The following is a 26,617-nucleotide window of genomic DNA, read 5'->3' on the forward strand; positions in this document are numbered from 1 at the left end:
CACGGGGCACGCCAACGGCCCCCGGCGAACCGGGGGCCGTTGGTTGTTGCCCCTGTGAACCGTGGGGCAAGAGGTGACCGCTCGGGTCTCAGACGCAGCGGCCGTTCTTGCACTCGTGGTCGAAGAGGGCGCGTGCCAGCACGGTGGTCATGTCGGCGGGAGAGGGGGCCGCGTAGAAGTCGGAGTACGTCATCTTCGAGATCTCGGACAGCGCCTTGGGGTCGACATCCGGCCCGATGCCGATGGTCGTGATGGCGATCGGCTTGTTCGGGTCGCTCGCGGCCTTGAGGTTGGCCTTGAGCTGCTCGAGGGAGATGCCCCGGGGGTCCTCGTTGCGTCCGTCGGTGAGGATGACGACGGCGTTGACCCGGTTGGGGTCGTACTCCTTCTTCACCCTCTGGTATGCCGCCCAGATCGTGTCGTAGAGCCCCGTACCGCCGCCGACGTTCTTGGCGAGGTTCGCCGCCGCCGTCGCGACGACGGCGCGGTGCGAGTCGTCGTCGAGACGTCCGATGGGGGCCAGCTCGCGCCAGTCCTGACCGGGGCCGCCCTGGTCGATCGAGAACACCCAGAGGCCGAGCTTCGTCGACTTCGGGAGCGCGGCGAGCGCGATGCCCGCTGCCTCCTGCGTGATCGCGACCCGGGTGGAGCTGCCGACCTTCTCCTTCATCGAGCCGGACACGTCGAAGACGGACAGGATCGAGAAGTCGGTCGTCGCCGACTGCCACACGTTGGTGGCCGCGGTGACGGCCTCGGCGTCGGGCGTCGGGCCGACCTTGACGTCACCCACGCTGCCCTGCGGGGTGGGCATCGTCACGGGGACACCCGTCGAGCGGATGCCGTACTGAGCGAGGATCTTCGCGGCAGCGGGCGTCGAGAGGTAGGCACGCAGCAGCTCGACCGCCTGGTCGCGGACCGGGTCGGTGGCGACGTTGACGAGGGAGAACTCGAAGGCGGGCGTCCCCTCGCTGGGCGTGACCGACACCATCTTGTGGTCGGGGTAGAGCCGGTTGTGGTCGATGAGGTCGGCCTCGGACACGGGGAACGCGGGAGCCTGCGTGGCGTCGGCGTTGTAGGCGGCGAAGAGGTCGTCGACCGACGGGGCGGCGCCCTTGGCCAGCTTGGGGATGACGACGCGTCCCTGTTCCTTGGACAGCTCGGGCAGGGCCGAGGCGAGCGTCAGCATGCCGGCCGTGGTCGAGCGCGGGTCGCTCATCCGGATGGGGCTGTCGGACGCGACGAGCTCGAGCCACTTCGGCTGGCCGTCGAGCTTGGCGGCCTGGGCCGGGTCCATCGCGATGACGAGCGGGCTCTTGGCGAAGGCGCTCGCGGGCTTGGCGTTGAGCTTGGCGGTCGCGTTGACGCGCTCGAGCCACCGCGGGGAGTCGGGGATCCAGCCGTCGGGACGGTCCGGCTGCCCCTGGCCGAGGCCGATCATGGCCTCGATGGGTGCCTTGCCCTTGACGACGTAGTCGACGCACGGCGAGTCGGGGTCGGCCTGGTACTCCTTGGCGAGAGCCAGCACCGCCGGCTGCGCCGCCTCCGAGACCCACAGGGAGACGGGGGTGCGGTCGGGGCACGACTTGCCGGGCGTGGCGGCGAGTGCCGCCACGGGCGCCGCCTCGCGGCCCTTCCACCAGAGGGCGCCGCCGACGCCGGCTCCGGCGAGCAGGACGACGCCCAGCACCGACGCGATGATGCGGTTGCGTCGGGCTGCTGCGATCCGGGCTTCGAGGGCCTTACGGTTGGCGCGGCTCTCGACGAGACTCTGTTCGTACGGGCCCATGGGGCGTTGTGGAGGGGTGGGGTCGGGCACGAGGTTTCCTCACATGAGGACGCCCCGGCACAGGGGCGTCAGGGTGAACCACCGGCAAAAACTACCCGCGGCTCGCGCTGAATGGTGCCTGACCCCGTGCCGACTTGTCTAATGTCCGATTTGTCCTTGCGACAGGGCTATTCGCGCCGGTGCGTAGGCGCCGGCGCGCTCCACGGTGAGGGCCCCGGCCCGGAGCGCGCGCTCCACCGCAGGCAGCACGTCGGCGAGCGCGGCACCGTGGAGGCGCTCCCTCGCCTCGGCGCCGCCCAGCAGTCCGGCGTCGAGCAGCCCAGAGACCAGGCCGGCCATGAACGAGTCACCGGCGCCGACGGTGTCGACCACCTCGACGCGCGGCGCGGGAAGCGCCAGCTGCTCGCCGGTGCGGGTGACGCGCGCGATGGCACCGTCGCCACCCCGGGTCACGACGACGACGGCCGGACCGAGGTCGCCCCAGGCCTTCAGGACGTCATCCAGCGACTCGCCCGGGCAGAGCCACGCGACGTCCTCGTCGCTCAGCTTCACGACGTCGGCGAGGGCGATGGAGGCCTCGATGGTCTCGCGGGCCCGCTCGGGCCGGCCCATGAGCGACGGCCTGGCGTTGGGGTCGTAGGACACCGTCGCGCCGAGCTCGCGGGCCGCGGCCAGGATCGCGCGCACCTGGCTGCCGCCCGGCTCGAGGACGGCCGCGATGCTGCCGGTGTGGACGTGGGCGTATGCCGCGAGGCCGGGCACGGCAGCCACCTGCCACTCGAGGTCGAAGACGTAGGTCGCGGCGCCCGACTCGTCGAGGGTCGCGTGGGCGACGGACGTGAAGGGGGCGCCCTGGGACCCGGCGGTGAGCGCCACGCCCCGCTCACGGCATACGTCCTCGATGCGCCGGCCGCGCTCGTCGGTCGCGATCCACGTCGCGAGGTCCACCGGGTGCTCGAGCACGGCCAGCCCGAAGGCGACGTTCGCGGGACTGCCGCCCACGTGCTCCTCGGTGCGCCCGTCCTGGGTGGTGACGGCGTCGACGAGGGCCTCGCCGATGACGAGGGTGCGGACCGGGGCGGTGGGCGCGCTCATGACCTCCGCCTCAGGCATCGATCATGTCGGTGCTGCCGAACCAGCCCGGACGGTCGAAGCGGTGCTCGCTCTCGATGGTGCGGATGGTGCCGCTGCGCGAACGCATCACGAGGGAGTTGGTGCGCGCCGACTTCGCGCCGTAACGCACGCCGCGGAGTAGCTCGCCGTCGGTGATCCCGGTCGCGACGAAGAAGCACTCGCCCGTGACGAGGTCGTCGGTGGACAGCACGCGGTCGAGGTCGTGACCGGCGTCGAGGGCCTTCTGGCGCTCCTCGTCGTCCTTGGGCCAGAGCCGGCCCTGGATGACGCCGCCGGTGCACTTGATGGCGCACGCCGCGATGATGCCCTCCGGCGTGCCGCCGATGCCGAGCAGCAGGTCGACGCCGGTGTCGGGACGGGCGGCCATGACGGCGCCGGCGACGTCTCCGTCGACGATGTAGCGGATGCGGGCGCCGGTGGCGCGGATCTGCTCGGCCAGGCCCTCGTGGCGCGGGCGGTCGAGCATGACGACCGTCACATCGGCCGCCGTCTCCTTCTTCGCCTTGGCGATGCGCCGGATGTTCTCGGCGACGGGGAGGCGGATGTCGACGACGTCGGCGGCGTCGGGGCCGGTGGCGATCTTGTCCATGTAGAAGACGGCGGAAGGGTCGTACATCGCGCCGCGGTTGGCGACGGCCATGACGGCGACGGCGTTGTTCATGCCCTTGGCCGTCAGCGTCGTGCCGTCGATGGGGTCGACGGCGACGTCGACCTCGGGTCCCGTGCCGTCGCCGACCTGCTCACCGTTGAAGAGCATCGGGGCGTTGTCCTTCTCGCCCTCGCCGATGACGACGACCCCGCGCATGCTGACCGTCGAGATCATCGCGCGCATCGCCTCCACGGCGGCGCCGTCGGCCTTGTTCTTCTCGCCGCGGCCGACCCAACGGCCCCCGGCCATGGCGGCGGCCTCGGTCACCCGGACCAGCTCGAGAGCGAGGTTGCGATCCGGCTGGCTGTGCTTCATCAAGGGTCCTCCGTCGGCGCTGAACGAGTCCGCGCCAGCCTAGCGCTGAGCACGCCCGGGTTTGGAGCGTGTCCGCACGTCGGGGACGATGGGGTCATGAGCACCCCGTCGACCCCGGCGACCCCGCCGAGCCCCACGTCGGACTCGCCGGAGAGCGCCACCGACCCGGCGACCGAACCGTCCGGAGCGAGGGGGACGCCGGCACCCCAGGAGCAGGGGGAGCGGTCCGAGCCTGCCACCGCTGCGGACCCGAGCCTCGCCGCCACCGCCGCGCCCGCCGCGCCGCCGAGTCGCTACTCGCTCGGCACGTTCCCCAACATGTTCCGGTCGATGTTCGTCATCGGCCTGCTCGTCCTCGCGCTCGTGGCCATCGTCCCGCGCATCACCCAGGTGCAGCGACCGGCGGTCGACGCGGCCGGCAAGGCGAGCCAGGTCGCCGCGCAGACGACGTGGCCGATCGAGCTGCCCCGGGGGCTCGGCGACGGCTGGGTGCCGACCGTGGCGACCTATGCACCCGGCACCGAGAAGGTCGCGACGTTCACGACGGTCTGGACCACGCCGAGCGGCGCCGACATCGCCCTCAAGCAGGCCGTCGGGGCGACCCAGGGCTGGGTCGACCGGTCCGTCGCAGACGGCGAGGCCGCCGGTGCCGTGACGGTCTCCGGTCGCACCTACGAGCGGTTCGTCGCGAGCGACAAGGGCCAGCTCGCCTACGTCGTCAAGGGGCTGGGCGCCAAGGGGCTGACCCTCGTCGCCAGCGGCACCGCCCCGGAGGACGAGCTCAAGGCGTTCGTCGCGAAGCTGTCGCCCGTGACGCCGGCGTCGGACGTCACGCCGTCGACCTCGGTGTCGTCAGGCGCCACCGGCTGACCTGAGGCTCGGTCCGGAGCCGACCAGGGGTGTTCGGCGAGTCGATCCCCGCATCGACCTGGAGCTCGACCGGGAGCTCGATCAGGAGTCGTCGTCCTCGTCGAAGATCTCATCGTCGGCGTGCAGCTCGCCGGCCGCGGCCGCGGGACGCGTGGCCCGCTCGATCTCGGCCTGCGCACCGTCCAGCCAGGTCGCACAGTGCGCTGCCAGTGCCTCACCGCGGCGCCACAGGTGCATCGAGTCCTCGAGCGGCGCCTGGCCCGCCTCGAGCTTGGCCACGATGGCGATGAGCTCCTCACGGGCGTCCTCGTAGCGCATCCCGGCGATGTCGGGGAACGAGCCGTCGGTCGTCGTCGCGTCAGCCATGGGCGTCACCCTACGACGTGGGCTCGTCCGCGGTGTTCGCGGCATCGACGACGTCCTCGGGCCTGGATGTGCTCGGCCTGCGCGGCTTCCGGGGCGAGGCCGCCTTGCTGCTGCCAGTGGATCCCGCCTTCGTCGCGGTGGTGGTCCTGCCCGCACCCGTCCCGCGTGCCCCGGCCCTGGCAGCCGGTGCCTTCGGGGCCGGGTCCTCGGCGCCGGCGGTCACCGGCCGCACGGCGAAGTCGCCCCGCGCCACCCGGACCCGGAGCAGCTCACCGGCGCCGACGTCGTCCTGGTCCATGACGATGCGTCCGTCGCGGTGCTGCACGACGGCATACCCGCGCTCGAGCGTCGACTGCGGGGAGAGAGCCACGACCTGGCGGCGGAGGTGCTCGGCCTGATCGGCGGCCCGGTGCAGTCGCGCCTCCATGCGGGTCGTGGCCCGCGCCCGGAGCGCGGCCACCTCCTGTCGCCGCGCGCGCACGAGGGCGACGGGATCGGCCATGACAGGGCGTGAGACGAGCGAGCGCAGGCCGGAGCGTTCCGCCTCGACACGTCGCACCACGGACCTGCGCACCCGGTCGCGGGCGCTGTCGACGAGCGCTCGCTCGTGGGCGGCGTCGGGCACGACCCGCTTGCCGGCATCGGTCGGCGTCGAGGCCCGCCAGTCGGCGACGAGGTCGAGCAGCGGCTGGTCCACGTCGTGCCCGATGGCGCTGATGACGGGCGTGCGCGCCTGGGCCACCGCGCGGATCATCGCCTCGTTGGAGAAGGGGAGCAGCTCCTCGAGTGCCCCGCCGCCCCGGGCGATGACGATGACGTCGACCATGGGCATGGCGTCGAGCTCACGGAGCGCCTCGACGACCTCGGTGACGGCCGACGTGCCCTGGACTGCGACCTCGCGGATCTCGAAGACGACTGCAGGCCAACGGCGGCGGGCGTTCTCGACGACGTCCTTCTCGGCGGCGGAGTTGCGGCCCGTGATGAGTCCGACGCGGTGCGGCAGGAACGGGATCGGCCGCTTGCGGCCGGCGTCGAAGACCCCCTCGGCCGCGAGGGTCCGCTTGAGGATCTCGACGCGCGCGAGCAGGTCGCCGATGCCGACGGGGCGGATCTGACGTGCCTCGAGCTGCAGCGTGCCCCGTTTGGTCCAGAAGGTCGGCTTGGCCTGCAGCACGACCCGCGCGCCCTGCGCCAGCGGGATCGGCATCGCGTTGACGGCGTTCATGGGGACGGAGACCGACAGGGACATGTCGACGTCGGGGTCGCGCAGGGTGAGGAAGGCGGTGCCGCCCCGCGGGTTGAACTGCACGACCTGCCCCTCGACCCAGAGCTGGCTCATCCGGTCGACGTAGTCCGAGATCTTGAGGCTGAGCACCCGAACGGGCCAGGGCTGCTCGGCCGTCGTGTCGGCGGCCTTGTCGGGCACCGGGCTCGTCATGCTCACCCGCGCCACCCTAAGGGTGTTGCCGGGTCCGCGGTGCGCACCGGGCGTCGGCGCGAGTGACGGCGGAGCCCGGGCCGCGAGTCGGGAACGACCGATGTGCCCCCGTACGATGGGGCCATGAGCGAGCCAGCCGACCAGACGTCCGCCAAGAAGGTCCTCCTCGCGGCGCCACGCGGCTACTGCGCGGGTGTCGACCGGGCCGTCGTGACCGTCGAGAAGGCGCTCGAGCTCTACGGTCCCCCGGTCTACGTGCGCAAGCAGATCGTGCACAACAAGCATGTCGTCAACACCCTCGAGAAGCGCGGCGCGATCTTCGTCGACGAGACCGACGAGGTGCCCGAGGGCGCCACGGTCATCTTCTCCGCGCACGGGGTGGCTCCGGTCGTCCACGAGGAGGCCAAGGCGCGCAGCCTCAAGACGATCGACGCGACGTGCCCACTCGTCACCAAGGTGCACCGCGAGGCGGTGCGCTTCGCGGACGACGACTTCGACATCCTGCTCATCGGCCACGAGGGTCACGAGGAGGTCGTCGGCACCGCCGGGGAGGCTCCAGAGCACATCACCCTGGTCGACGGCCCCGACGACGTCGACAACGTCACCGTCCGCGACCCCGACAAGGTGGTCTGGCTCTCTCAGACGACGCTGTCGGTCGACGAGACGATGGAGACGGTCGCCCGGCTCAAGGAGAAGTTCCCGGCGCTGCAGAGCCCTCCCTCCGACGACATCTGCTACGCCACGCAGAACCGGCAGCTCGCCGTGAAGCAGATGGCCAAGGACACCGATCTCATGATCGTCGTCGGGTCGCGCAACTCGTCCAACTCGGTGCGTCTCGTCGAGGTCGCGGTCGAGCACGGGGCCCGCGGTGGCCACCTCGTCGACTTCGCCGACGAGATCCAGGAGGAGTGGCTCGAGGGTGTGAACACGGTCGGCGTCACCTCCGGCGCCAGTGTTCCCGAGGTGCTCGTCCGCGACGTCCTGGCCTGGCTCGCCGAGCGCGGCTACGGCGAGGTCGAGGCGGTCATCGCGGCGGAGGAGTCGCTCCTCTTCTCGCTGCCCAACGAGCTGCGGCGCGACCTCAAGGCCCGCAAGGGGGAGGACGCCGGCACGCTGCGGCACGACGCGGCGTTCGAGGACTCCGGTTCCCTGCACTGACGCCGACGGCGCCGGGCCGGGCGGTCAGCCGCCGAGCGCCTTGGCCAGCGCCGGCTGCAGGTCCTCGACCGTCTCGGTCGAGACGTACTCGCCGCCAGTGACGGTGACGACCTGTCGCATCGCGGCAGCGTCAGCACGCCCTCCGATCCCGAGGACGACGACCCTCACCGGCCGGCCGGGGTCCTTCGCCGCGGCGAGCCGCTTCTTGAGCAGGTCGAGGGTGAGGCCGTAGTCGTCCTCGTTGGGACCGTCGGCGACGACGACGAGGGTGTTGGTGAAGCCCGGCCGCCAGGCGCCCTTGGCGCGGTCGTATGCCGCGGCGATGGTGTCGTAGAGCCCGCTCCCACCGCCGACGTAGGTGTCGAGGCCGGTGACCGCGGCGTCGAGGGCGGTCAGGCTCTTGGCGACGCCCAGGCCGGCGTAGTCGGTGAGCTGGCGGAAGTCGTCGGCGCGGCTGCCCACGTGGAGCGAGTAGACCCACAACGAGGCGATGGCGGTGGGGGAGACGGCGGCCAGCGCACGCACAGTCGACTTCTGCACGATGGCGAGCCGGGTGCCCTTGTCGGTGCGCTCGAGCATGGACCCGGAGACGTCGACGGCCAGCAGGGCCTGGGTCTTGCGGGAGGACGCGTTCCACAGCGACGCGACCCCGGGCGGGAGGGCCCCGTCGGCGTGACCCCCCACGCGGATCTGCCCGTACAGCGGCGAGGGATCCTTGGGGTTGCCCGACGCGGTCCGGAAACCGCTGTCCTGCAAGAGCTTCTGCGTCTCGGCCGTCGCGAGGTAGCTCCCGAGGGCGGTGACGAGCCGAGCCTTCGCGGCATCGGTCGTGAGCGGCAGCAGCGAGTACTCGAGCGCCGGCGCGCCCTCGGCCGGAGCCACCGCTGCGAGCGGCTCCTCGGGGTGAGCGGCGTTCCAGCCGACGAGCTGCGCCTGCGACACGACGGCGCCACCTCGGGCCCGGGCGAGGCCCTCCAGCGTCACGCCCCCGCCGGCCGTGGGTGCCGAGGTCGTCACGAGCGACCGCATGCGGGCCGCGGGCAGGGAGGAGGCGGCCACCCCGAGGACGTTGCGGGCGATGGCCGAGCGGTTGGGGTCGGGGACCCGCACGGCCACGGAGCCCCCGAGCAGGTCGGCCCAGCCCAGCCGTGAGCCCAGGGCGGCTGCGGCCTCGTCGTTCATCGCGACGAGCACGGGGCTGGTTGCGAAGGGCGCCGCCGGGACGAGGTTGGAGCGCGAGACGGCGTTGGCGCGCCCGACCCACACGGCGGAGTCGGTGATCCACGCGTCCGGACGTCCTGCGCCCAGCAGTGAGCCCGCGACGGAGAAGGGCTCCTCGGAGTCGATGGTGTAGGCCGCGCACGGTGCGTCGGGACGCTTCGCGAGGGACGTCGCGGCAGCGCCGACGACCGGGGCGATGGCGGGCGCTACGGCGACACGCACCTTGACCGGGTGAGCGCACGAGGTCGGCTGGGCCGCGACCGTGGGCACCGTGGTCGGGACCTCGCGCTGGCCGACGTAACGGTAGGCGCCGTAGCCGAGACCACCGACGAGGACGAGCGTCACCCCGGCGGCGACGGCACGGGTGCGGCGGCGGCGGCGGGCATGCTCGCGCTCGGCCGCGACGGCACGCTCGCGCGACTCGCGCAGGCTCTGCTCGTACGGTCCGATGCGACGCCTCGGCGCGCCGGAGTCCTCCGGATCCGAGCCCCCCGACTCGGTCACGATCTACCCGATCCCACGCGCGTATTGTGCGCGGCGGCCCCTCAGGTGTCCACTACCGGGACAAAACGGACACCGACGAGACGTCACGGAAGTGCTTGCGGCGCAGGGCAGCCCACCAGGGCACGACGGCGAGCCCGCGGACTGCCAGGGGTCGAACGGGGGTCGCACAGGGGTCTAGCAGAGGTGGGGCCGTGGTCGGTCAGTCAGGCAGACTGCTCGCCGGCGTCGCGCGAGCCGCGCACCGCCCCCTCACGCTCGCCGGCGACCTGCTCGAGGAAGGCGTCGTCGCGGGCCGTGCGACCCAGGTCGTCGGTCAGCTCGGCCGCGCTCAGCGAGCGTGGCGCGACCTCGATGGGTGTCAGGGACGGCGGGACGTCGCTCGCCAGGTGCAGCTCGTGCATGCGCCGCGCCGTGACGAGCACCCGCGACTCCAGCGTGCCGACGAACTTGTTGTACTGCTCGACCGACCGCGAGAGCGACTGGCCCATCGTCGTGACGTGGCCGCCCAGGGTGGTGAGCCGGGAGTAGAGGTCCTGCCCGATGGCCAGCAGCTCGCGGGCGTTCTGCTCGAGCGCGTCCTGCTGCCAGATGGCCCCGATGGTGCGCAGGACCGCGAAGAGCGTGCCCGGCGAGGCCAGCACGACCTTGCGCGAGAGGGCGTGCTCGTAGAGGCCGGGGTCGTCGGCCAGCGCCGTGGCGAGGATGGCCTCGCCGGGGACGAAGCAGATGACGACCTCGGGGGAGCGGGTGAAGGCGGTCCAGTAGGCCTTGGCTGCCAGGCCCTCGACGTGGCGCCGGAGTGCGGTGGCGTGGGCGGCGAGCAGCTCGGCACGCTCGACCCCGTCCACCGTCTCACCGTGCGCCTGGAGGAAGTGCGCCATCGGAGCCTTGGAGTCGACGACGACGTGGCGCGCGCCCGGCAGGTTGACGACGGCATCGGGTCGCACGGTCACCCCGTGCCGGCTCACGCTCGTGACCTGCTCGTCGAAGTCGCATCGTGCGAGCAGGCCGGAGAGCTCCAGCACGCGACGCAGCTGCACCTCACCCCACGCACCGCGGACCGTCGAGGCGTTGAGGGCGGTCGCCAGAGTCGCGGTCTCGGAGCGCAGCGACTCGGTGGACCGGCTCACCTCGGTGAGCCGCTCGCCGAGCTGCCCGAACTGGAGCGACCGGTCGCGCTCGAGCGCCCCGACCTGCCGCTCCACCCGGCCGATGGTGTCGCGCAGGGGAGCCAGCAGGGCGGCGGTCGTGTCGTCGAGGTCGCGGGCGGCCTCGAGGTCGGCCAGCCGTTCGCGCAGGACGTCACGCTCGGCCTCGGCGCCTGCCGAGCGGGCGAGCAGCGTGGAGCGGGCCGACAGCCACGCGAGCAGCCCGCCGACCAGTGCCCCGATGACGAGCCCGACGAGCAGAGCAGTGAGGTCCATGCGAGCACCGTCCCAGACACCGCCGACACCAGGCGTTCGCGACACGGCGGGCACGGCACCCCGCGCGTCCCGGCGACGTGTCAGACGGCATACGCCCGTCGCGGACCGGTCGTCGGGGAGGTCTGTTACACCTGTCCCGTGAGCGAGTACGACGACGCGGCCCGGCTCGAGCCCGGCGACGACCCCACCCGGCGGCACGGCATCTTCCGCGAGGAGTGGATGATCGGCAACGCGGTCAACGGAGGGCTCGTCATGGCCACGGCATTGCGGGCGCTCGGCGAGCACCTCGCGGACGACCCCACCGAAACCACCGAGCACGTCGACCCCGTCGTGCTGTCCGCCTACTTCATGACCGCGTCGCGACCGGGCCCGTTCTCGGTCACGACCGAGGTCATGCGCTGCGGCCGCACCCTCTCGACGGGGCAGATGACGATCCACCAGAGGGGCGACGACGGGCGGCCCGTCGAGCGCATGCGCGCCATCGGGTCCTTCGGCAACCTCACCGACCTCGAGGTGCAGCGCCAGGCCTCCCCGCCCGAGATGCCACCGCCCGACCAGTGCGTCTCGGCCGAGCAGGCGCCGCCGGACTTCCTCGCCAACGCGAAGTTCCTCGAGCGGCTCGACCTGCGCCTCGACCCGAGCACGGCCGGCTGGGCCATGGGCAAGCCGTCCATGCGTGGGGTCATGCGCGGCTGGCTGCGGCTGCGCGACGGCCGGGAGCCCGACACGACGATGCTCATGATGGCGCTCGACGCGCTGCCGCCCGTCGCCTTCGACCTCGGCCTCCTCGGCTGGACGCCGACGCTCGAGTTCACCGGGCACGTGCGGCGTCGTCCCGAGCCGGGCTGGCTGCAGGTGACGCTCGGCAGCGACACCCTGGGCGGCGGCATGATGGAGGAGGACGCCATGATCTGGGACTCCGCAGGCAACCTCGTGGCCCAGTCGCGTCAGCTCTGCGGCGTGCGGATGCCCCGCTGAAGGAGGATCCGTGACCGTCCACCTCGTCTACGAGACCCACTCGGTCACCGAGGACAACGAGGCCGGCATCGCGACCGGCTGGCTGCCGGGCCGCCTCTCGGAAGCGGGGCGCCGGCTCGCCGTCGAGCTGGGGCAGCGCCGCCCCGCGAGCGGCTTCGCCGCCGTGTGGTCCTCCGACCTCGCCCGCGCCGTCGAGACCGTCGAGCTGGCGTATGCGAATGGCGGCGTCCCGCTGCACGCCGACGCCCGGCTGCGCGAGTGCGACTACGGCGCGCTCAACGGGTGCCCTGTGTCCGAGCTCGAACGCGTGCGCCTCGAGCACGTCGACACGCCCTTCCCCGGTGGCGGTCAGAGCTACCGCGACGTCGTCGACGCGACGGCCCGCTTCCTGGCCGACCTGCGCCGCGAGCACCAGGGCGAGCGGGTGCTCGTCATCGCCCACTCGGCCAACCGGTGGGCACTGCAGCACCTGCTCGACGGGACTGCGCTCGAGCAGCTCGTCACAGCGCCGTTCGCGTGGCGGCCCGGCTGGGAGTGGACGTTGACGTGACCCGGGCGCCACGGCATACGCCCTCGTGGTCCGAAGCCCGCCCGATCGCCACTAAACTCTTGTCCTCGTGGCACTCACCATCGGAATCGTCGGTCTCCCCAACGTCGGCAAGTCGACGCTCTTCAACGCGCTGACCAAGAACAACGTGCTCGCCGCGAACTACCCGTTCGCGACGATCGAGCCCAACGTCGGCGTCGTCCCGCTGCCCGACTCCCGCCTCGGCGCGCTCGCCGAGATCTTCGGGTCGGAGAAGATCCTCCCGGCCACGGTGAGCTTCGTCGACATCGCGGGCATCGTCCGCGGCGCCTCCGAGGGGGAGGGCCTGGGCAACAAGTTCCTCGCGAACATCCGCGAGGCCGACGCGATCTGCCAGGTCGTGCGCGCCTTCGAGGACGGCGACGTCGTGCACGTCGACGGCAAGGTGAGCCCGGCCGGCGACATCGAGACGATCCACACCGAGCTCATCCTCGCCGACCTCCAGACCCTCGAGAAGGCCGTGCCCCGCCTCGAGAAGGAGGCGAGGGTCAACAAGGACAAGAAGGCCGCCGTCGACCTCGCGCTCGCCGCGCAGAAGGTCCTCGAGGAGGGCCACACGCTGTACGGCGCAGGGCCGGCAGCCGGGATCGACCTGGCCGAGGCGAAGTCGCTGGGACTCCTGACGACGAAGCCCTTCATCTACGTCTTCAACCTCGACGAGGACCAGCTCGCCGACACCGAGCTGCAGGCGTCGCTGCGCGAGCTCGCGGCCCCGGCCGACGCGGTCTTCCTCAACGCCAAGCTCGAGATGGACCTGATGGAGATGGAGCCCGACGAGGCGCTCGAGCTGCTCCAGAGCTTCGGCGCCGAGGAGTCCGGCATGGACCAGCTCGCCCGCACCGGCTTCCACACCCTCGGCCTGCAGACCTACCTCACGGCGGGCCCCAAGGAGTCGCGCGCCTGGACCATCGGCAAGGGCTGGACCGCCCCGATGGCCGCCGGTGTCATCCACACCGACTTCCAGCGCGGCTTCATCAAGGCCGAGGTCGTGTCGTTCGACGACCTCGTCGCGGCGGGGAACATGAACGCCGCCAAGGCCGCCGGCAAGGTGCGCATCGAGGGCAAGGACTACGTCATGGCCGACGGCGACGTCGTGGAGTTCCGCTTCAACGTCTAGTGGAGTGCGGCGGCGCACGTCGCACCGCGTGCACGCCGGCCATGCTCACCTTCGGGAGTCCCCTCGGCTCAGAGCCCGTCCGGGCTCTCGGGCGAGTCCTCTCCGGTGAACACGACCTGCTCGGCCACGTCCTTGAGGCGCACGTTCAGGTTCTGCGAAGCCGTCGACAGCCGGTCGAACGCGTCTCTGTCGGTGATGCCGTGGCGTTCCATCAGGATGCCCATCGCCTGGCCGATGATGTCGCGACTCCTCAGGGCGAGCTGGAGGGTCTCCTCCGTCTGGGCGGCGTTGAGCGCGACGGCGGCCATCGCGGCATACAACGCCGCTGTCGACAACGACTCGTCGTCGAAGGCCCTTGGCTTGGTGGACATCAGGTTCAGTGCTCCCATGGTCCGACCCCGGGCGAACAGTCGCAGTCCCAGCATGCTTCTGACACCCGTCTCTGCATGCGCTCGCGCGGCGAAGAGAGGCCAGCGGGTCTCGGTGGAGAGGTCGTCGGTCTTGAAGATCTGATCCTCGAGCATCGCGTCCAGGCATGGTCCCTGGCCGACCTCGGACTGCACGGCGTCGACACGCAGAGCGGCGGCGTCGCTGGCCGCCGGGGTGCTGATCTTGCGTCGGTGCACGAAGGAGATCCCGGCGTGCTCACAGCCGGGGACGGTTGCCACGGCGAGATCGACGATCAGCTGCAGCGTCTCGGGACCTGACCCGGTGTCGAGCAGGCGCGCGATGGTTACCAGCCGGTCGTTGAGATCGCCCGTGCCCTCGACCTCCATGGCCTCAGCGTAGGCCTCGATGCCTCTCCCGGCGGGGCAGTGAGGGGAGTTGACACGGTGGCCTCGGGAGCGTCTCGCGACGGTGACACGTTGCACCGCGTCCTTGGTCGTCGGCGGGATCTCTTCTTTGTCGAGCCGCTGGGGGTTACGGTGGTGACAGACGGTCTGGACCGAGGCTGTGGCAACCATCAGCTGTTGCCAGATCACTCCGAAGTATCTGGGTGAACATGCCGGACCAGTCCGTCGTCCTGAGTTGTGCGCGAACCCCTCGTACCGCCACCAGTCCCGGTGGTCGGGTGGGGTGCGCATGACCTCTCGCTCGTCGTTGCCAGTGCGAGCAAGCGCGCCGTTCGGCGGCTTCGCTGCTGCAGCGCACGCGGCCGTGACCCAGCTCAACCGCCAGCTGCCGGGAATGAGTCTGTGGCTCGTGACGTGCGTCCGGGAGGACCGCCAGATCGTCGTGGCCTCCGCGGGCGAGTGGGCGGAGCGTGCTCCGGCCGGGAGGGACTTCTCCTGGCAGGCCTCGTTGTGTGTCCGGATGGTGCGCGGTGCGCCTCCCGTGGCACCGGACCTCACCTGCGAGCCGGCCTACCTGCCGGCCGTCGTGGGCCCTCTGGCGCACGTGCGCGCCTACGTCGGGGTGCCGTTGCTGGCCGGGGACGAAGAGCTGTTCGGGACGCTGTGCGCCCTCGCCGGATCACCTCAGCCGGCATCGTGGCACGAAGCGATGCCCGTCGTGTCGGTCATGGGTCGGATGCTGAGCACGGTACTTGCCGGTGAACAGGCGGCCCATGACCGGTCGGTCGAGGCCGCCCACGCCTACTCGCTGGCGGACCGGGACGCCTTGAGCGGGATGAAGAACCGGCGGGGTTTCGAGCAGGCGGTGTGGACCGAGGAGGGCCGCAACCGGCGTTTCGGGACCCGCTCGAGCATCGTCGTCGTCACGCTCCACCCTGCGGCTCGCGCCGCTGGAGCGGTCCAGGACGATGACGTGCGCCGGTGCGCCGCGGTGCTGACCTCGGTGTGCGAACCGGGAGACGTCGCCGGCCGCGTCGAAGGGACCGAGTTCGTCCTGCTCGTGGCTCAGACCGGTCTCACCGGCGTTCGTGCGCTGCAGACCCGGTTGCGGGCGGCGTTGCGCACCGCGGGCCTCAGCGGCTCTGTCGGAGTCGCCACGCGCCAGCCGTACGAGGACCTCGCCGGCACGTGGGAGCGGGCCGAGCGGGCGGTGCACATCGACGAGCGTCGCCGCAACCTCCGTACCTCGACCTCGCGTTCTCAGGACCGGAGGAGCTCGTAGGTGGCTCGACCGATCTCGGCCCGACCGATGCCGGGCCCGACGGTGCTCGTCAGTCGAGCCCGAGCCCGCGACGGCCGGTGGTGTTGAGCCGCTCGGCAGTGAAGCGGTCGGGCCAGCTGCGCTCGTAGTGCTCCTCCGGGAAGTCGCTCGGGCTGGAACCGCTGAGGAAGGCCTCACGGACGTCGGCGGCATACCGCTCGTTGCGCTCGCACCATGGCGCCGCAGGGATGTACATGACGTTGCCCCAGCCCTGCTGGTCCTGGACGGGAGCGACGCTGTGGATCATGTCGCAGTGCCACCAGACGGAGTCCCCGGCCCCGACGTCCGGGATCCCGCTCAGGGCCTCGAGCAGGAGCGGGTGCCACTTCTCGGACGCGGGGAAGACCTGGTTGGTCGTTACACCGCACATGTCGTCGTCCGCCACGTCGTCGAGCAGGGGTCGGAGCATGAGGTAGGCCATCGCCTCGGGGATCGGCACGGTGTGCAGCACCCCCTGGTCGTGGGCCATGTCGGACAGCGCCGTCCAGCCCTGGAAGGTGCGGAAGGCGGAGCACATGGTCGTGCCGGGGTACTGCGGGCCGGAGGTGCGGTGCGCGGCGTCCCAGGGGTCGTACTCCTCGACGCTGCCGTCGAACAGGTGCCGGAACGCCTGCTGGTAGGCCTCGGTCATCCACAGGTCGAGCGTTCCCGGGTCGCAGTGGGCCCCGAGGCCGCTCGAGTCCGCGCCCGGAGGACGGCGACGGATGCGGTCGGGGTAGAGCGAGTCGCGTCGGGGGTCGAACCAGGTGACGCCCTCCGACTCGTGCTTCCACTGGGCGTTGAGCAGCGCCTGCACCGTGGCCATCCGCTCGCTCTGGCGCGCCTCCATCTGTGCGGCCGACCAGTAGATCGGGTAGATCTCGGGCTTCGAGCCGACGCTGCCGAAGAAGTCGTCGCCGGGACCGCGGTAGCTCTCGAAGAACCCGTTGCCCTCGACGTAGTCGACGATGCCGGCATCCCAGGCGAGGGCCCGCTCTCGGGGGAAGTGCCCGCGAACGACGAGGCACCCGCGGCGGCGCAGCTTCGCCAGCTGCTCGGCGCTGACCGTGCCGTTCTCGATGTCCGCGTAGTCGATGACGGGCCAGACGCTCTCGCCCCTCTCGCGGTCCGCGCGGATCTCCGCCACGCGCTCGGCGACCCGCTGCTCGACGACCGCGAACACCTCCTCGACGGTCCGGCCCGAGGCCGCGATGCGGGCGCGGATCGCGGCTTTCACCTGCCGGATCGCCCCCGGGAGGTCGTCGGGGGTGGTCTCCCAGTGGGGGAGGGCGAGGGTCGGGCTGACGGGCGGGGTGGTCATGAGGTGTCCTTTGGTGAGGAGTCCTTACGAAGAAGAAGGTAGCGCGCCTGCGTGGTTTGGGCAAGAGTCCTAACTAAGATGGCGCCATGTCGTCTGCCAAGCCGAGCCTGGAGCTGCTGCGGTCCCTCACCGAGGAGCACGTGCTGCGAGCGCTGATGGATCACCGACGGCTGACCCGGGCCGAGATCGCCGCCCTCACGGGGATCTCCAAGCCGACCATCTCCGAGGGGGTGCGGCGGCTCGTCGACATGGGGCTCGTCGTCGACACGGGCGAACGGAGCACGGGTCGCGGGCGCGCCGGCTCGTACCACGCGCTGTCGCCCGAGTGCGGCACCGCGCTCGTCGTCAGCATCACGCCACGCGGTGTCACTGCCGAGTCGGTCGACCCCTTCGGCGCCGTCGTGGCCTCGAGCGACGTCCCGCTCGACCGGGGTGCGGGTGCGTATGCCGTGACGCGGGCTCTGATGACCGCGCTCGAGCACGTCGAGGCCGCCGAGAAGGCGTCGCGAACGCGCAGCGGCGGGGTGAGACGCCGCGTGGCCGTCGTCAGCGCCGCCGACCCCGTCGACCGTGGCACCGGCCGCCTGGTCCACCTGCCCGACGCGCCGTTCCTGGTCGGTGACCTCGACCCCCGGTCCCTGCTGGCCGCGACGGTCGACGGACCGGTGTTCGTCGACAACGACGTGAACTGGGCGGCGCGAGCCGAGCAGGCGGCCGGCGCCGGCGGGGCGGTCGAGGGCTCTTCGGACTTCGTCTACCTCTACCTCGACGAGGGACTCGGGTGCGCCGTCGTCTCCGACGGGGAGGTGCGTCGTGGGCACTCCGGCCTCGCCGGCGAGATCGCCCACCTCGTCACGGAGGGCCAGCACGGTCGGGCCTCGCGCCTGACCGAGGTCTTCGCGCAGCTGGACCTGCGGCGGTCCGGATCGACGGCGATCGACGTGGACCGGCTCCGGCGGCGGGTTGCCGACGCGCCACGCGGTGACGCGACGCTCGCCGCGCTGGGAGTCGCCGTCTCGGGCGTCCTCGAGGCGGTCATCGCGCTCGCCGACCCCGAGGTCGTCGTCGTCGGTGGCGGATGGGGGCGCGAGGAGGCTTTCGTCGACGAGCTGCGCCGCCGCTCAGCCGGCCTCCCACGACAGGTCCCGGTCGTACCCGCGGTCATCGACGACGAGCCCCAGCTGGCAGGCGCCCGAGCGGCCGCGCTCGCCCAGCTCCGGGAGATCGTCGTCGGGACGGCCCGCCGTCCGCCGTCCGCCTGAGGGCCGCTCACGGTCACCGGCCCGAGCGTGCGCGGAGGAGGCCGAAAGAATTTCTCGACCCGGTGTAACGCCCTGCCGTCCCTGAGCGATGGAGGGGACAGAAGAGGCGCCACTCGGACCCCCGAGCGAGTGGCGCCTCTCCTTCTGTCCACGGGCTTGCGCAGGCGCCCGGCGGGGCACCCGGCCGGCCGGCGGCCCTCAGGCCTCCGGTGGCAGCACGACCCCGAAGCCGGCCACCGCGAGTCGCAGCAGCACCTGCCCCGGGGCGAGCAGGTCGGCGATCCGAGCGGCACTGAGCACCTCCAGCTCGCCGAGGCGGACGGCATACGCCTCCGGTCCGGCGACGCGAGCCCGCTGGAGCTCCATCGTGTTATGCCACACCTTGGTGCGGGCCTCGCGCAGGAACCGCGTCGACGCGGCGCGGTTGAGCGGTGTCAGGACCCGGTCGAGAGGGCTCTTGGCGCTCTGGGCGCTGAGCTCGTCGTCCTCCGCCGCGACGCGGCCGGACAGGACGGCGTCGATGCGCTGGTGGTCGCGGCGCCGGCGGTCGAGCAGGACGGGGTCGCCGAAGTCCGCGTCGCTGATGACGCCGAGCAGCGCCTGCGGCAGGTCGTAGTTGATGTGGGCGTTGATGCCGAGCAGGACCTGGCGCAGCGGCGGCAGGTCCGGGGGAGCGTCGAACGCGAGCCGCCACGGACGCGGCGGACGGCGCCCGGGATCGTCGGCCAGGTCCGCCTCCAGGGCGTCGAGGTAGAGGTCGGCGAAGACGACGTCCCACACCTCCACCCAGGACGGGTCCTCGAACGACGCTGCCTCGATCGCCTCTCCGACAGCCCGGGTCGTGCGCTGGTAGGTGGCGAGGAAGGCGCGCCGGTGCGCGAGCTCCGGAGGCATCCCGTCGAGGATCGTCGTCATCCGGGCGAGGACGTCGGCGATGCTCCGCCCACCTGCGCTCCCGGTCATCGCGTTCTCCTCACGCACCCCGTGCCTCGCACTATTCTGAAGCGAGAGTCGCACGGCGTCAGGGGAATCCGGACGCCGTCGTGCAGGGGCGCTCCTGGTCGAGGAGGCCGGATGAGAGCACGGACGCGTGGCCCGAGGTCCTTCGACGCGGTCGCCGTCGGCCAGCGCGAGGCCGACGCGTGGTCGGCCTACTACCGGCACGACTGGGTGGCCTTCATGCGGGCGTCCGTCGGGATGGTCGCCGCCGGCTTCGGCATGAACCGTCTCGACACCGTGCGCGGCGCGTGGCTCGTGCTGCGTGCCAACCAGGCGTGGGCTCCCTACCCGCACAACGACCCCGGGCGCGCTCGCGAGCTGATGCGCAGGTTCTACGCCCTCGTCGCCAGCACCGCTGACCTGCCGCTCGAGCCCACGCGCGCGGCGGCCCTGGAGGTCGAGTGGTGGCGCGTGCACCGCGAGCACCAGTACGACGCCGGCGCGGTCACGACCGAGGCACTGGTCGAGGCGCTCGTCGCGCTCTACGCCTACGTCTATTCCGCGGAACCCGACCTCGTGCGGCCCGCTGCCCGTTGGCGCGTCGAGGCCATGGACCATTCGGACGAATGGGTGCGGGGCGGGTGCTCCCTCGGCGATCCGCGGCTGTCCGAGGTGCGACGAGCACTCGTCGCCTCGTATGCCGCCCTGCTCGACGCCGCCGTCCGGGCGGGGGTGTGACCGGCCGTGTCACCGGCCGGGCCGCAGCCACAGCCGTCGGCCCAGCCGGCGGCGCAGTCGTCGGCGCCGGTGCGGCGCGACGACCGGGTCCTGCCGGCCACCCGCATCCTGGCCGTCGTGCTCGTGCCGATCCTGCTCACGGCCTTCGTCATCCTCTACGGCTTTCCCGCAGACACCGGCCGACTCTTCGCCTGGACGATCCGGCCCCGGCTGACGCCGATGGTGCTCGCATCGGCCTACCTCGGGGGTGCGTGGTTCTTCGTGCGGGTCGTCCGCGAGCGGCGGTGGGCCAGGGTCAGCGCCGGACTGCTCTCCGTCACCCTCTTCGCCGCGCTGCTCGGGCTGGCCACCGTCATCCACTGGGACCGGTTCAACCACGGCCGCCCGGCCTTCTGGCTGTGGGCCGCGCTCTACTTCACGGCGCCGTTCCTCGTCCTGGCCGCATGGTGGGCCAACCAGCGCGTCACAGCGCCGCCCCGGCCCGACGAGGTGTGCGTGGGGCCGGTCGCGCGCGTCGTCGTCGCGGCAGGTGCGGGGCTGGCGCTCGTGCAGGGGCTCGTCATGGTCGCGCTCCCGTCGGCCGTGATCCCGGTGTGGGCGTGGCAGCTGACCCCGCTCACGTGCCGCGTCGTCGGCGCGGTCTTCTGCCTGGGCAGCGCAGGGCTGGTCGTGCTCCGCGACCGCCGCTGGGTGCGCCTGCGGCTCATGGTCGAGGTCGAGGTGGTCATGCTGACGCTCATGCTGCTGGGCCTGGGACGGGCGCACGACGACCTCTACACGGACCGGCCGCTGACCTGGCTCCTGGTGACCGGCTTCGCCGCAACGCTGGTGGCCTCGCTGTGGTTCTGGCGTGCCATGGCCGGGATCGAGCACAGATCCGGGTGACGGGGCGCCGGCTGCGCGTCGTGGAAGCACTCGCGTGATGAGCCTCAGCAGGGCGTGAGGACGACGAACGGCAGGCCGTCGCACCTCGTGGCAGTCCACTCCGGGTGGTCGACCACGTCGCCGCGCAACCAGGCATCGACCGGAAGGCCCCTGAGCAGGTCGCCCGTCACCCACGTCGGGTCCGACGACGTGACGACCCGGCCGGCGGCGTTGACGAGGATGCACGTGCGGTCGACGGCCTCCATGACGTCGAGAAGGTGCTCCTCGAACCATGCGACGAGGACGTCGACACCGACGACGCCGGCGAACGTGCCAGCGACGACAAGCGGCTGGGTGAAGGTCAGGGTGTATTGGTCGGTGCAGAGGTAGTCGACGTAGGGTCCCGTGACGTGACGCTGGCCGGACTCGAACGGCTTTGTGTACCAAGGCAGCTCGGTGTAGTCACGGAACCCGATCGCGCGTGGGTCGGTCTCTGCGGCCAGCTTGGTCACGACGTTCACCCCACCTCTGGACTCCACGGTCCACCATTCGAGCCAGTAGGGCGCGTCGGAGAGGACGTCCGGGGCGAACACGGCGCCGGCGCCGGCGACCGGTGTCTGCGAGTCTGCGAGCAGGTCGCGGCAGCCCTGCTCGATGCCCAGGTCCGCCCTTCTCGGAGTGGCCGTCGCCAGTGGGCCCTCGAGCAGCCCCGCGATGCCGTCGAGCTGGTCGAAGGCCCAGCGCCCGAAGTCGGAGACCCATCCGGCGACGTCCGTGGCGGTCGTCGTGGTCGTCATGTCGGTCACCTCGTCCTTCCCGAGCGGGTGTCGCGGTGCAGGGCCTTCACCGCGTCGAACAGCGTCGTCACATGATCCTCCGCCCGGGCGCGGGCGGTCGGAGGTTCGCCGAGGGCGATCGCCTCCACGATGGCCTCGTGACCTCGGCGGCCCTGGGTGCCGGCCCCGGCATCCGCCAGCCACAGCACGGGCCCGATCTCGCGCTGCAGCACCATCTCCTCACGCGTCAGGCGGGCGGACTGTGCCGTCGCGGCGAGCTCGAGATGGAACGTGCCCTCCTGCCGGGGTATGCCGCCTGGCCCTTCCACGTCGGTCGGCGCCGCCAGCCGGCGAAGGCGCGCCACGTCGTCGGCGTCGGCCCGGTCGGCCGCGAGTGCCGCGCAGTGGCCGCTGACGGCGCAGTAGTGGTCCGCCAGGTCGCGCAGCTCGCCGAGCCCGACGTGCGCGAGCCTGGCCAGGAGTGCCGCACGTCCGCCGTCGTGCGGGGCCTTGACGAAGGAGCCTCCACCCCTGCCGCGTCTCGTGACGATGAGGTCGTCGTCCCGCAGGGTGCCGAGCGCCTCCCGCACGGTCACGGTTGCGACGCCGAAGCGGTCGGCGAGGTCGCTCTCGGGCGGCAGCATGCTCCCGTCGGGCAGCAGGCCCAGCGCGATCGCCTCGCCCAGACGGCGGCGGACAGCGTCGGCCCGGCCCTCGGCGGGCAGCGGTGCGAAGACGGCGGCATATGGCCCGAGGGGCATCGAGCGATCCGCCATCGAACCTCCTGCAACAGTTTGGCCATTCCTCTTGCGCTTAAACATATGGACCCATACGTTTTTCGTCCAGAAGCAACACCGACGATTTCGAGGAGTCCCCATGGCGGCCGAGACGGCGCCCGGCGCGCCCGCCATCCGGCTGGGCCGGCTGCGCAAGGAGTTCGCAGGCGCCCCGCCCGTGGTGGCCGTCGACGACGTCGACCTCGACGTTCGCGCGGGGGAGTTCTTCTCCATGCTCGGCCCCTCCGGCTCGGGCAAGACCACCGTGCTGCGGATGATCGCCGGCTTCGAGGAACCCACGAGCGGCCGCATCGAGCTCGCCGGGCAGGACGTGACGAAGCACCAGCCCTACGACCGTGACGTCAACACGGTCTTCCAGGACTACGCGCTCTTCCCGCACATGAGCGTCGCCGAGAACGTCGAGTACGGCCTCCTCGTCAAGAGAGTCTCCCGCGCGGAGCGACGCGCACGGGTCGCCGAGGCCCTCGAACAGGTCCGACTGGGTGACCACGGTGCGCGCCGGCCCTCGCAGCTGTCCGGCGGCCAGCGCCAGCGAGTCGCCCTCGCCCGAGCCCTCGTCAACCGCCCGACCGTGCTGCTTCTCGATGAACCGCTCGGTGCACTCGACCTCAAGCTGCGCGAGCAGATGCAGGTCGAGCTGAAGGGGATCCAGCGCGACGTCGGCATCACCTTCCTCTTCGTCACCCACGACCAGGAGGAGGCCCTCACACTCTCGGACCGGATTGCCGTCTTCAACGCAGGACGCATCGAGCAGGTCGGCACGGCCCACGAGGTCTACGAGAGCCCCGCCTCGGCGTTCGTCGCCGGTTTCGTCGGCACCTCGAACCTGCTGACCGGTGAGGCCGCCCGCGCCGTGAACCGGCGCGACGGCTCCTTCGCCATCCGCCCCGAGAAGCTCGCGGTCGCGGCGTGGGGTTCACCTGCCGCCGACGGACTCGCCAGCGCCGAGGGAACCCTCGAGGAGGTGGTCTACGGCGGTCCCGTCACGCGTTTCGTCGTCACTCTCGACGCGGGGGGACGGCTCACGGCCCTCGAGCAGAACGCCGGCACCCGGCCGGACACCGCCGCCCTGCGCCGAGGGGACCGTGTCTCACTCCGCTGGCGCCCCGAGCACGTCATCGACGTGCCGGGGGCGCCCACCCCCGAGCCCTCGTCGCTCGGGACGTCACCACAGCAGTTCCCAACCAGATGAAGGAGATCGGCGTGCGCACGTCAAAGAAGTCCCTGCGCGGGACCGTCGGGACCGTCGCGGCCGTGGCCGTCCTCGCCCTGGCCGGATGCGGCAGCTCGACGCCCAGCACGCCGGGAGGCAGCGCAGCCCCCGGCGGGATGCAGGTGCCCGACCTCAAGGCGCTCGACAAGCTCGGCACCCCCGAAGGGCAGGTCAACGTCCTCGCGTGGCCCGGCTACGTCGAGGACGGGAGCAACGACCCCAAGGTCGACTGGGTCAGCGACTTCGAGAAGGCGTCCGGGTGCACCGTCAACGTCAAGACCTTCGGCACGTCCGACGAGGCCGTGCAGCTCATGCGCACCGGCCAGTACGACACGGTGTCGGCCTCGGGCGACGCAACCCTGCGCCTCATCGCGGCAGGCGACGTCGAGCCCGTGAACACCTCGCTCATCCCGAACTACGCCGACATCTTCGACTCCCTCAAGATGAAGCCCTGGAACTCGGTGAACGGGGTCGCCTACGGCATCCCGCACGGTCGCGGGGCCAACCTGCTGATGTACCGCACCGACCTCGTCAAGCCCGCCCCGGACTCGTGGGCCGCGGTCTTCGACCAGGCCGGTGCACAGAAGGGCAGGGTGACGGCATACGACACCCCGATCTACATCGCCGACGCCGCGCTCTACCTGATGTCGACCAAGCCAGAGCTCGGCATCAAGGACCCCTACGCCCTCGACGAGAAGCAGCTCGCCGCGGCGGTCGACCTGCTCAAGGCGCAGAAGGCCAACATCAACGAGTACTGGTCGGACTACCTCAAGGAGGTCCAGGCCTTCAAGAACGGCTCGACGACGATCGGCACGACCTGGCAGGTCATCGCCAACGTCGCCCAAGGTGAGAAGGCTCCCGTCGAGGCGGTCCTGCCCAAGGAGGGTGCGACCGGCTGGTCCGACACCTGGATGGTCGGCGCGAAGTCGAAGAACAAGACCTGCGCCTACAAGTTCATCGACCACATCGTCTCGCCCAAGGTCAACGCCCAGATCGCCGAGTACTTCGGTGAGGCGCCGGCCAACAAGAAGGCGTGCGCCGAGACGGCGGACCCCAACCACTGCAAGGTGTTCCACGCCGAGGACGAGGCGTACTTCGCCAAGGTCCACTACTGGAACACGCCGATCAGTGCCTGTCTCGACGGCCGGACCGACGTCAAGTGCACCGACTACGCGACGTGGACCAAGGCCTGGACCGAGATCCGCAACAGCTGAGCCCGCCTGGCGGCATCCCCGATCGACCTGACCTGATCATGACCGCACCGAGGAGGCGACGATGAGACACCGCAGGGGGCTCGCAGCCCTATTGGGGCCACCGCTGCTGTGGCTCGTCGTCGCCTACCTCGGCGCGCTGGCCGTCATCTTCGCGACAGCCTTCTGGACGACCGACCCCTTCACCAACCTCGTAGTCCGCACCTTCACCCTCGAGAACTTCCGCGAGCTCTTCACTCCGACCTATCTCGGCATCATCGGACGCACCCTGCTCATCGCCGTCCTCGTCACGGTGCTGTGCGTCGTCATCGCGGTGCCGTTCGCCTTCTTCATGGCCCGCGTGGCGCCGCGGCGGCTCAGGGGTCTCCTGCTCGCCGGGGTGCTCGTGCCGCTGTGGGCGAGCTACCTCGTCAAGGCCTACGCGTGGCGCACCATGCTGGCGCCCGAGGGGGTCCTGGACAGCACGTTCGGGGCCACCCCCGGCTTCGGGCTGGGCGCGGTCGTGCTGACCCTGACCTACCTGTGGCTGCCGTACATGGTGCTCCCGGTGTACGCCGCCTTCGAGCGCCTTCCCGAGAGCCACCTCGAAGCCAGCGCCGACCTCGGGGGGAGGCCCGCCACGACCTTCCGCCGCGTGGTCGTGCCGGCCCTGCTCCCTGCGGTGGCGGCGGGGTCGGTCTTCACCTTCTCGCTGTCACTGGGGGACTACATCGCCGTCCAGATCGTCGGCGGCAAGCTCCAGGTGCTCGGCACGGCGGTGCTGCAGAACATCACCCTCGACCTGCCCTTCGCCGCGGCGCTCGGCACGGCCTCGGTCGTGATCATGGTCCTCTACCTGCTCGCCGTGCGCCGCACGGGCGCGCTCGACAACCTGTGACGCCCCGGGAGGCGTGGCCGACGATGAGGAGGCGGCGATGAGGCTCGGACGCGGCTCGAAGGTGGCCCTGACGGCGTTCGCGACGGTCGTGCTCGCCTTCGTCTACGTGCCGCTCGTCGTGGTGGCGCTCAACTCGTTCAACAGCGATCGGACCTTCGGGTGGCCACCGCCGGGCTTCACGACGCAATGGTGGCGAGCAGCCCTGCAGGCGCAAGGCCCCCGAGACGCACTGCTCATCTCGATCCAGGCGGGCCTGGGTGCCACGGCCATCGCCCTCGCGCTCGGAACGCTCCTGGCGCTGGCCCTGAGCCGTTACGACTTCTTCGGCAAGCACGCCGTCTCGATCCTCGTCGTCCTCCCGATCGCCCTGCCCGGCATCGTCACCGGCATCGCCCTGCAGTCGGTCATCCAGAACGTGCTGACCCCGGTCTTCGGCATCGGCGCCGGCCTGTTCACGATCATCGTCGGCCACGCGACCTTCTGCATCGTCATCGTCTTCAACAACGTCACGGCGCGGCTGCGCAGGCTCGGCGGCTCGCTCGAGCAGGCCTCCGCCGACCTCGGCGCCCGCCCCTTCACGACGTTCCGCCGCGTCACCTTCCCGCTGCTGCGCTCGAGCCTGCTGGCGGGTGCCCTGCTCGCCTTCGCGCTCAGCTTCGACGAGATCGTCGTGACCACCTTCACGGCGGGTCCGGAGAGCCAGACGTTGCCCATCTGGATCTTCAACAACCTGTTCCGTCCCAACCAGGCGCCAGTCGTCAACGTCGTGGCCGTCGTGCTCATCGCCCTGTCGATCATCCCGGTGTGGCTGGCCCAGCGCCTCGGCGGTGCGGACGCGGCCGAGAGCCGCCTCTAGCTGTACTGACCCGACAGGTTGGTTAAGCGGGTGATGGGTGGCTTGTTCCCGCACGCGGTGTGGGGTCGGTGGTGGTTGTACTCGTGGAGCCATGCTCGCAGAGCAGCTCGTCGTTCCTCTTCG

At 71.4% G+C, this 26,617-nt stretch carries 26 protein-coding genes; 13 read left to right on the plus strand and 13 right to left on the minus strand.

Features of this window, described 5'->3' with window-relative positions:
- Positions 1-88: 88 nt before the first annotated feature.
- The 3 genes from ABD831_RS21730 to glpX form a co-directional block, all read right to left on the minus strand.
- Positions 89-1,786: a substrate-binding and VWA domain-containing protein gene (locus tag ABD831_RS21730; RefSeq protein ID WP_344952047.1), complete on the minus strand. Its 1,698-nt coding sequence runs from the start codon at positions 1,784-1,786 to the stop codon at positions 89-91.
- Positions 1,787-1,924: 138 nt separating this feature from the next.
- Positions 1,925-2,881, minus strand: coding sequence for a carbohydrate kinase family protein (locus tag ABD831_RS21735; RefSeq protein WP_344952050.1), 957 nt, complete (start codon positions 2,879-2,881; stop codon positions 1,925-1,927).
- 10 nt (positions 2,882-2,891) lie between these two features.
- Positions 2,892-3,884, minus strand: a complete 993-nt coding sequence (gene glpX, locus ABD831_RS21740) for a class II fructose-bisphosphatase (RefSeq protein WP_142177009.1) — start codon at positions 3,882-3,884, stop codon at positions 2,892-2,894.
- A gap of 96 nt (positions 3,885-3,980) precedes the next feature.
- Here glpX and ABD831_RS21745 point away from each other — a divergent pair, with 96 nt between their 5' ends.
- Positions 3,981-4,754 carry a DUF4245 domain-containing protein gene (locus ABD831_RS21745; protein WP_344952054.1) on the plus strand — a complete coding sequence of 258 codons (774 nt, stop codon included), beginning with the start codon at positions 3,981-3,983 and terminating at the stop codon, positions 4,752-4,754.
- Positions 4,755-4,835: 81 nt separating this feature from the next.
- On the opposite strand, the gene ABD831_RS21750 is transcribed toward ABD831_RS21745, so the two are convergent.
- Positions 4,836-5,120: an exodeoxyribonuclease VII small subunit gene (locus ABD831_RS21750; RefSeq protein ID WP_142177010.1), complete on the minus strand. Its 285-nt coding sequence runs from the start codon at positions 5,118-5,120 to the stop codon at positions 4,836-4,838.
- Between the two features lie 10 nt (positions 5,121-5,130).
- Complete coding sequence (gene xseA / locus ABD831_RS21755; RefSeq protein ID WP_344952117.1) at positions 5,131-6,558, minus strand: exodeoxyribonuclease VII large subunit; 1,428 nt, start codon at positions 6,556-6,558, stop codon at positions 5,131-5,133.
- Positions 6,559-6,681: 123 nt separating this feature from the next.
- Here xseA and ABD831_RS21760 point away from each other — a divergent pair, with 123 nt between their 5' ends.
- Positions 6,682-7,716 (plus strand): 4-hydroxy-3-methylbut-2-enyl diphosphate reductase, encoded by a 1,035-nt coding sequence (locus ABD831_RS21760; RefSeq protein WP_344952059.1) that lies wholly within the window; start codon positions 6,682-6,684, stop codon positions 7,714-7,716.
- Between the two features lie 24 nt (positions 7,717-7,740).
- Here the strand turns inward: ABD831_RS21760 and ABD831_RS21765 are convergent, their stop codons facing one another.
- Together ABD831_RS21765 and ABD831_RS21770 are read right to left on the minus strand one after the other, a co-directional pair.
- Positions 7,741-9,441, minus strand: a complete 1,701-nt coding sequence (locus ABD831_RS21765) for a substrate-binding and VWA domain-containing protein (RefSeq protein WP_344952062.1) — start codon at positions 9,439-9,441, stop codon at positions 7,741-7,743.
- Positions 9,442-9,644: 203 nt separating this feature from the next.
- Complete coding sequence (locus ABD831_RS21770; protein WP_344952065.1) at positions 9,645-10,865, minus strand: DNA recombination protein RmuC; 1,221 nt, start codon at positions 10,863-10,865, stop codon at positions 9,645-9,647.
- A 138-nt stretch (positions 10,866-11,003) separates the two neighbouring features.
- On the opposite strand from ABD831_RS21770, the gene ABD831_RS21775 reads away from it, so the two are divergent.
- The 3 genes from ABD831_RS21775 (at position 11,004) to ychF (ending at position 13,546) form a co-directional block, all read left to right on the plus strand.
- Positions 11,004-11,843, plus strand: a complete 840-nt coding sequence (locus ABD831_RS21775) for a thioesterase family protein (RefSeq protein WP_344952068.1) — start codon at positions 11,004-11,006, stop codon at positions 11,841-11,843.
- Positions 11,844-11,853: 10 nt separating this feature from the next.
- Positions 11,854-12,393 carry a histidine phosphatase family protein gene (locus tag ABD831_RS21780; protein ID WP_344952071.1) on the plus strand — a complete coding sequence of 180 codons (540 nt, stop codon included), beginning with the start codon at positions 11,854-11,856 and terminating at the stop codon, positions 12,391-12,393.
- A gap of 67 nt (positions 12,394-12,460) precedes the next feature.
- Entirely contained in the window at positions 12,461-13,546 is a 1,086-nt protein-coding gene (gene ychF, locus ABD831_RS21785; protein ID WP_142177015.1) for a redox-regulated ATPase YchF, read from the plus strand.
- A 68-nt stretch (positions 13,547-13,614) separates the two neighbouring features.
- Here ychF and ABD831_RS21790 read toward each other — a convergent pair whose 3' ends face one another.
- Complete coding sequence (locus ABD831_RS21790; RefSeq protein ID WP_344952076.1) at positions 13,615-14,631, minus strand: GAF and ANTAR domain-containing protein; 1,017 nt, start codon at positions 14,629-14,631, stop codon at positions 13,615-13,617.
- Here ABD831_RS21790 and ABD831_RS21795 point away from each other — a divergent pair.
- The gene (locus tag ABD831_RS21795; RefSeq protein ID WP_344952080.1) at positions 14,630-15,622 is read left to right on the plus strand and encodes a sensor domain-containing diguanylate cyclase; all 993 of its coding nucleotides are present in this window, start codon (positions 14,630-14,632) and stop codon (positions 15,620-15,622) included. The genes ABD831_RS21790 and ABD831_RS21795 overlap by 2 nt on opposite strands.
- A 49-nt stretch (positions 15,623-15,671) precedes the next feature.
- Here the strand turns inward: ABD831_RS21795 and ABD831_RS21800 are convergent, their stop codons facing one another.
- Positions 15,672-16,961, minus strand: coding sequence for a DUF1479 domain-containing protein (locus ABD831_RS21800; RefSeq protein ID WP_344952085.1), 1,290 nt, complete (start codon positions 16,959-16,961; stop codon positions 15,672-15,674).
- A gap of 86 nt (positions 16,962-17,047) precedes the next feature.
- On the opposite strand from ABD831_RS21800, the gene ABD831_RS21805 reads away from it, so the two are divergent.
- On the plus strand, positions 17,048-18,223 hold the full coding sequence (locus ABD831_RS21805; RefSeq protein WP_344952088.1) for an ROK family transcriptional regulator: 1,176 nt from the start codon (positions 17,048-17,050) through the stop codon (positions 18,221-18,223).
- A gap of 198 nt (positions 18,224-18,421) precedes the next feature.
- Here the strand turns inward: ABD831_RS21805 and ABD831_RS21810 are convergent, their stop codons facing one another.
- Positions 18,422-19,186 (minus strand): DUF5995 family protein, encoded by a 765-nt coding sequence (locus tag ABD831_RS21810; RefSeq protein WP_344952090.1) that lies wholly within the window; start codon positions 19,184-19,186, stop codon positions 18,422-18,424.
- 111 nt (positions 19,187-19,297) lie between these two features.
- Here ABD831_RS21810 and ABD831_RS21815 point away from each other — a divergent pair, with 111 nt between their 5' ends.
- Positions 19,298-19,900, plus strand: a complete 603-nt coding sequence (locus ABD831_RS21815) for a hypothetical protein (protein WP_344952093.1) — start codon at positions 19,298-19,300, stop codon at positions 19,898-19,900.
- Between the two features lie 6 nt (positions 19,901-19,906).
- A complete protein-coding gene (locus tag ABD831_RS21820; RefSeq protein ID WP_344952096.1) occupies positions 19,907-20,785 on the plus strand; it encodes a hypothetical protein in 879 nt (292 codons plus the stop codon).
- A gap of 44 nt (positions 20,786-20,829) precedes the next feature.
- Here ABD831_RS21820 and ABD831_RS21825 read toward each other — a convergent pair whose 3' ends face one another.
- A complete protein-coding gene (locus ABD831_RS21825) occupies positions 20,830-21,561 on the minus strand; it encodes a cache domain-containing protein (RefSeq protein ID WP_344952099.1) in 732 nt (243 codons plus the stop codon).
- Positions 21,562-21,566: 5 nt separating this feature from the next.
- The gene (locus tag ABD831_RS21830; RefSeq protein WP_344952102.1) at positions 21,567-22,301 is read right to left on the minus strand and encodes a FadR/GntR family transcriptional regulator; all 735 of its coding nucleotides are present in this window, start codon (positions 22,299-22,301) and stop codon (positions 21,567-21,569) included.
- Between the two features lie 115 nt (positions 22,302-22,416).
- On the opposite strand from ABD831_RS21830, the gene ABD831_RS21835 reads away from it, so the two are divergent.
- From ABD831_RS21835 to ABD831_RS21850, 4 genes are all read left to right on the plus strand, one after another.
- On the plus strand, positions 22,417-23,529 hold the full coding sequence (locus ABD831_RS21835) for an ABC transporter ATP-binding protein (protein WP_344952105.1): 1,113 nt from the start codon (positions 22,417-22,419) through the stop codon (positions 23,527-23,529).
- 11 nt (positions 23,530-23,540) lie between these two features.
- Complete coding sequence (locus tag ABD831_RS21840; protein WP_344952108.1) at positions 23,541-24,764, plus strand: ABC transporter substrate-binding protein; 1,224 nt, start codon at positions 23,541-23,543, stop codon at positions 24,762-24,764.
- Positions 24,765-24,825: 61 nt separating this feature from the next.
- Positions 24,826-25,638 (plus strand): ABC transporter permease, encoded by an 813-nt coding sequence (locus tag ABD831_RS21845; protein ID WP_344952111.1) that lies wholly within the window; start codon positions 24,826-24,828, stop codon positions 25,636-25,638.
- Between the two features lie 37 nt (positions 25,639-25,675).
- Entirely contained in the window at positions 25,676-26,494 is an 819-nt protein-coding gene (locus tag ABD831_RS21850) for an ABC transporter permease (protein WP_344952114.1), read from the plus strand.
- Here ABD831_RS21850 and ABD831_RS21855 read toward each other — a convergent pair.
- Positions 26,491-26,617: integrase core domain-containing protein (locus tag ABD831_RS21855; protein WP_344952120.1), on the minus strand; the 127-nt coding region annotated here is incomplete at its 5' end. The genes ABD831_RS21850 and ABD831_RS21855 overlap by 4 nt on opposite strands.

This window comes from Terrabacter ginsenosidimutans (genome assembly GCF_039539425.1).
Lineage (GTDB): Bacteria > Actinomycetota > Actinomycetes > Actinomycetales > Dermatophilaceae > Terrabacter > Terrabacter ginsenosidimutans.

Coding starts and splice junctions, on each gene's coding strand:
- ABD831_RS21730 (WP_344952047.1), bottom strand. CDS start 1,786: ATGGGCCCGTACGAACAGAGTCTCGTCGAGAGCCGCGCCAACCGTAAG.
- ABD831_RS21735 (WP_344952050.1), bottom strand. CDS start 2,881: ATGAGCGCGCCCACCGCCCCGGTCCGCACCCTCGTCATCGGCGAGGCC.
- glpX (WP_142177009.1), bottom strand. CDS start 3,884: ATGAAGCACAGCCAGCCGGATCGCAACCTCGCTCTCGAGCTGGTCCGG.
- ABD831_RS21745 (WP_344952054.1), top strand. CDS start 3,981: ATGAGCACCCCGTCGACCCCGGCGACCCCGCCGAGCCCCACGTCGGAC.
- ABD831_RS21750 (WP_142177010.1), bottom strand. CDS start 5,120: ATGGCTGACGCGACGACGACCGACGGCTCGTTCCCCGACATCGCCGGG.
- xseA (WP_344952117.1), bottom strand. CDS start 6,558: ATGACGAGCCCGGTGCCCGACAAGGCCGCCGACACGACGGCCGAGCAG.
- ABD831_RS21760 (WP_344952059.1), top strand. CDS start 6,682: ATGAGCGAGCCAGCCGACCAGACGTCCGCCAAGAAGGTCCTCCTCGCG.
- ABD831_RS21770 (WP_344952065.1), bottom strand. CDS start 10,865: ATGGACCTCACTGCTCTGCTCGTCGGGCTCGTCATCGGGGCACTGGTC.
- ABD831_RS21795 (WP_344952080.1), top strand. CDS start 14,630: ATGACCTCTCGCTCGTCGTTGCCAGTGCGAGCAAGCGCGCCGTTCGGC.
- ABD831_RS21790 (WP_344952076.1), bottom strand. CDS start 14,631: ATGCGCACCCCACCCGACCACCGGGACTGGTGGCGGTACGAGGGGTTC.
- ABD831_RS21800 (WP_344952085.1), bottom strand. CDS start 16,961: ATGACCACCCCGCCCGTCAGCCCGACCCTCGCCCTCCCCCACTGGGAG.
- ABD831_RS21805 (WP_344952088.1), top strand. CDS start 17,048: ATGTCGTCTGCCAAGCCGAGCCTGGAGCTGCTGCGGTCCCTCACCGAG.
- ABD831_RS21810 (WP_344952090.1), bottom strand. CDS start 19,186: ATGACCGGGAGCGCAGGTGGGCGGAGCATCGCCGACGTCCTCGCCCGG.
- ABD831_RS21815 (WP_344952093.1), top strand. CDS start 19,298: ATGAGAGCACGGACGCGTGGCCCGAGGTCCTTCGACGCGGTCGCCGTC.
- ABD831_RS21825 (WP_344952099.1), bottom strand. CDS start 21,561: ATGACGACCACGACGACCGCCACGGACGTCGCCGGATGGGTCTCCGAC.
- ABD831_RS21830 (WP_344952102.1), bottom strand. CDS start 22,301: ATGCCCCTCGGGCCATATGCCGCCGTCTTCGCACCGCTGCCCGCCGAG.
- ABD831_RS21835 (WP_344952105.1), top strand. CDS start 22,417: ATGGCGGCCGAGACGGCGCCCGGCGCGCCCGCCATCCGGCTGGGCCGG.
- ABD831_RS21845 (WP_344952111.1), top strand. CDS start 24,826: ATGAGACACCGCAGGGGGCTCGCAGCCCTATTGGGGCCACCGCTGCTG.
- ABD831_RS21850 (WP_344952114.1), top strand. CDS start 25,676: ATGAGGCTCGGACGCGGCTCGAAGGTGGCCCTGACGGCGTTCGCGACG.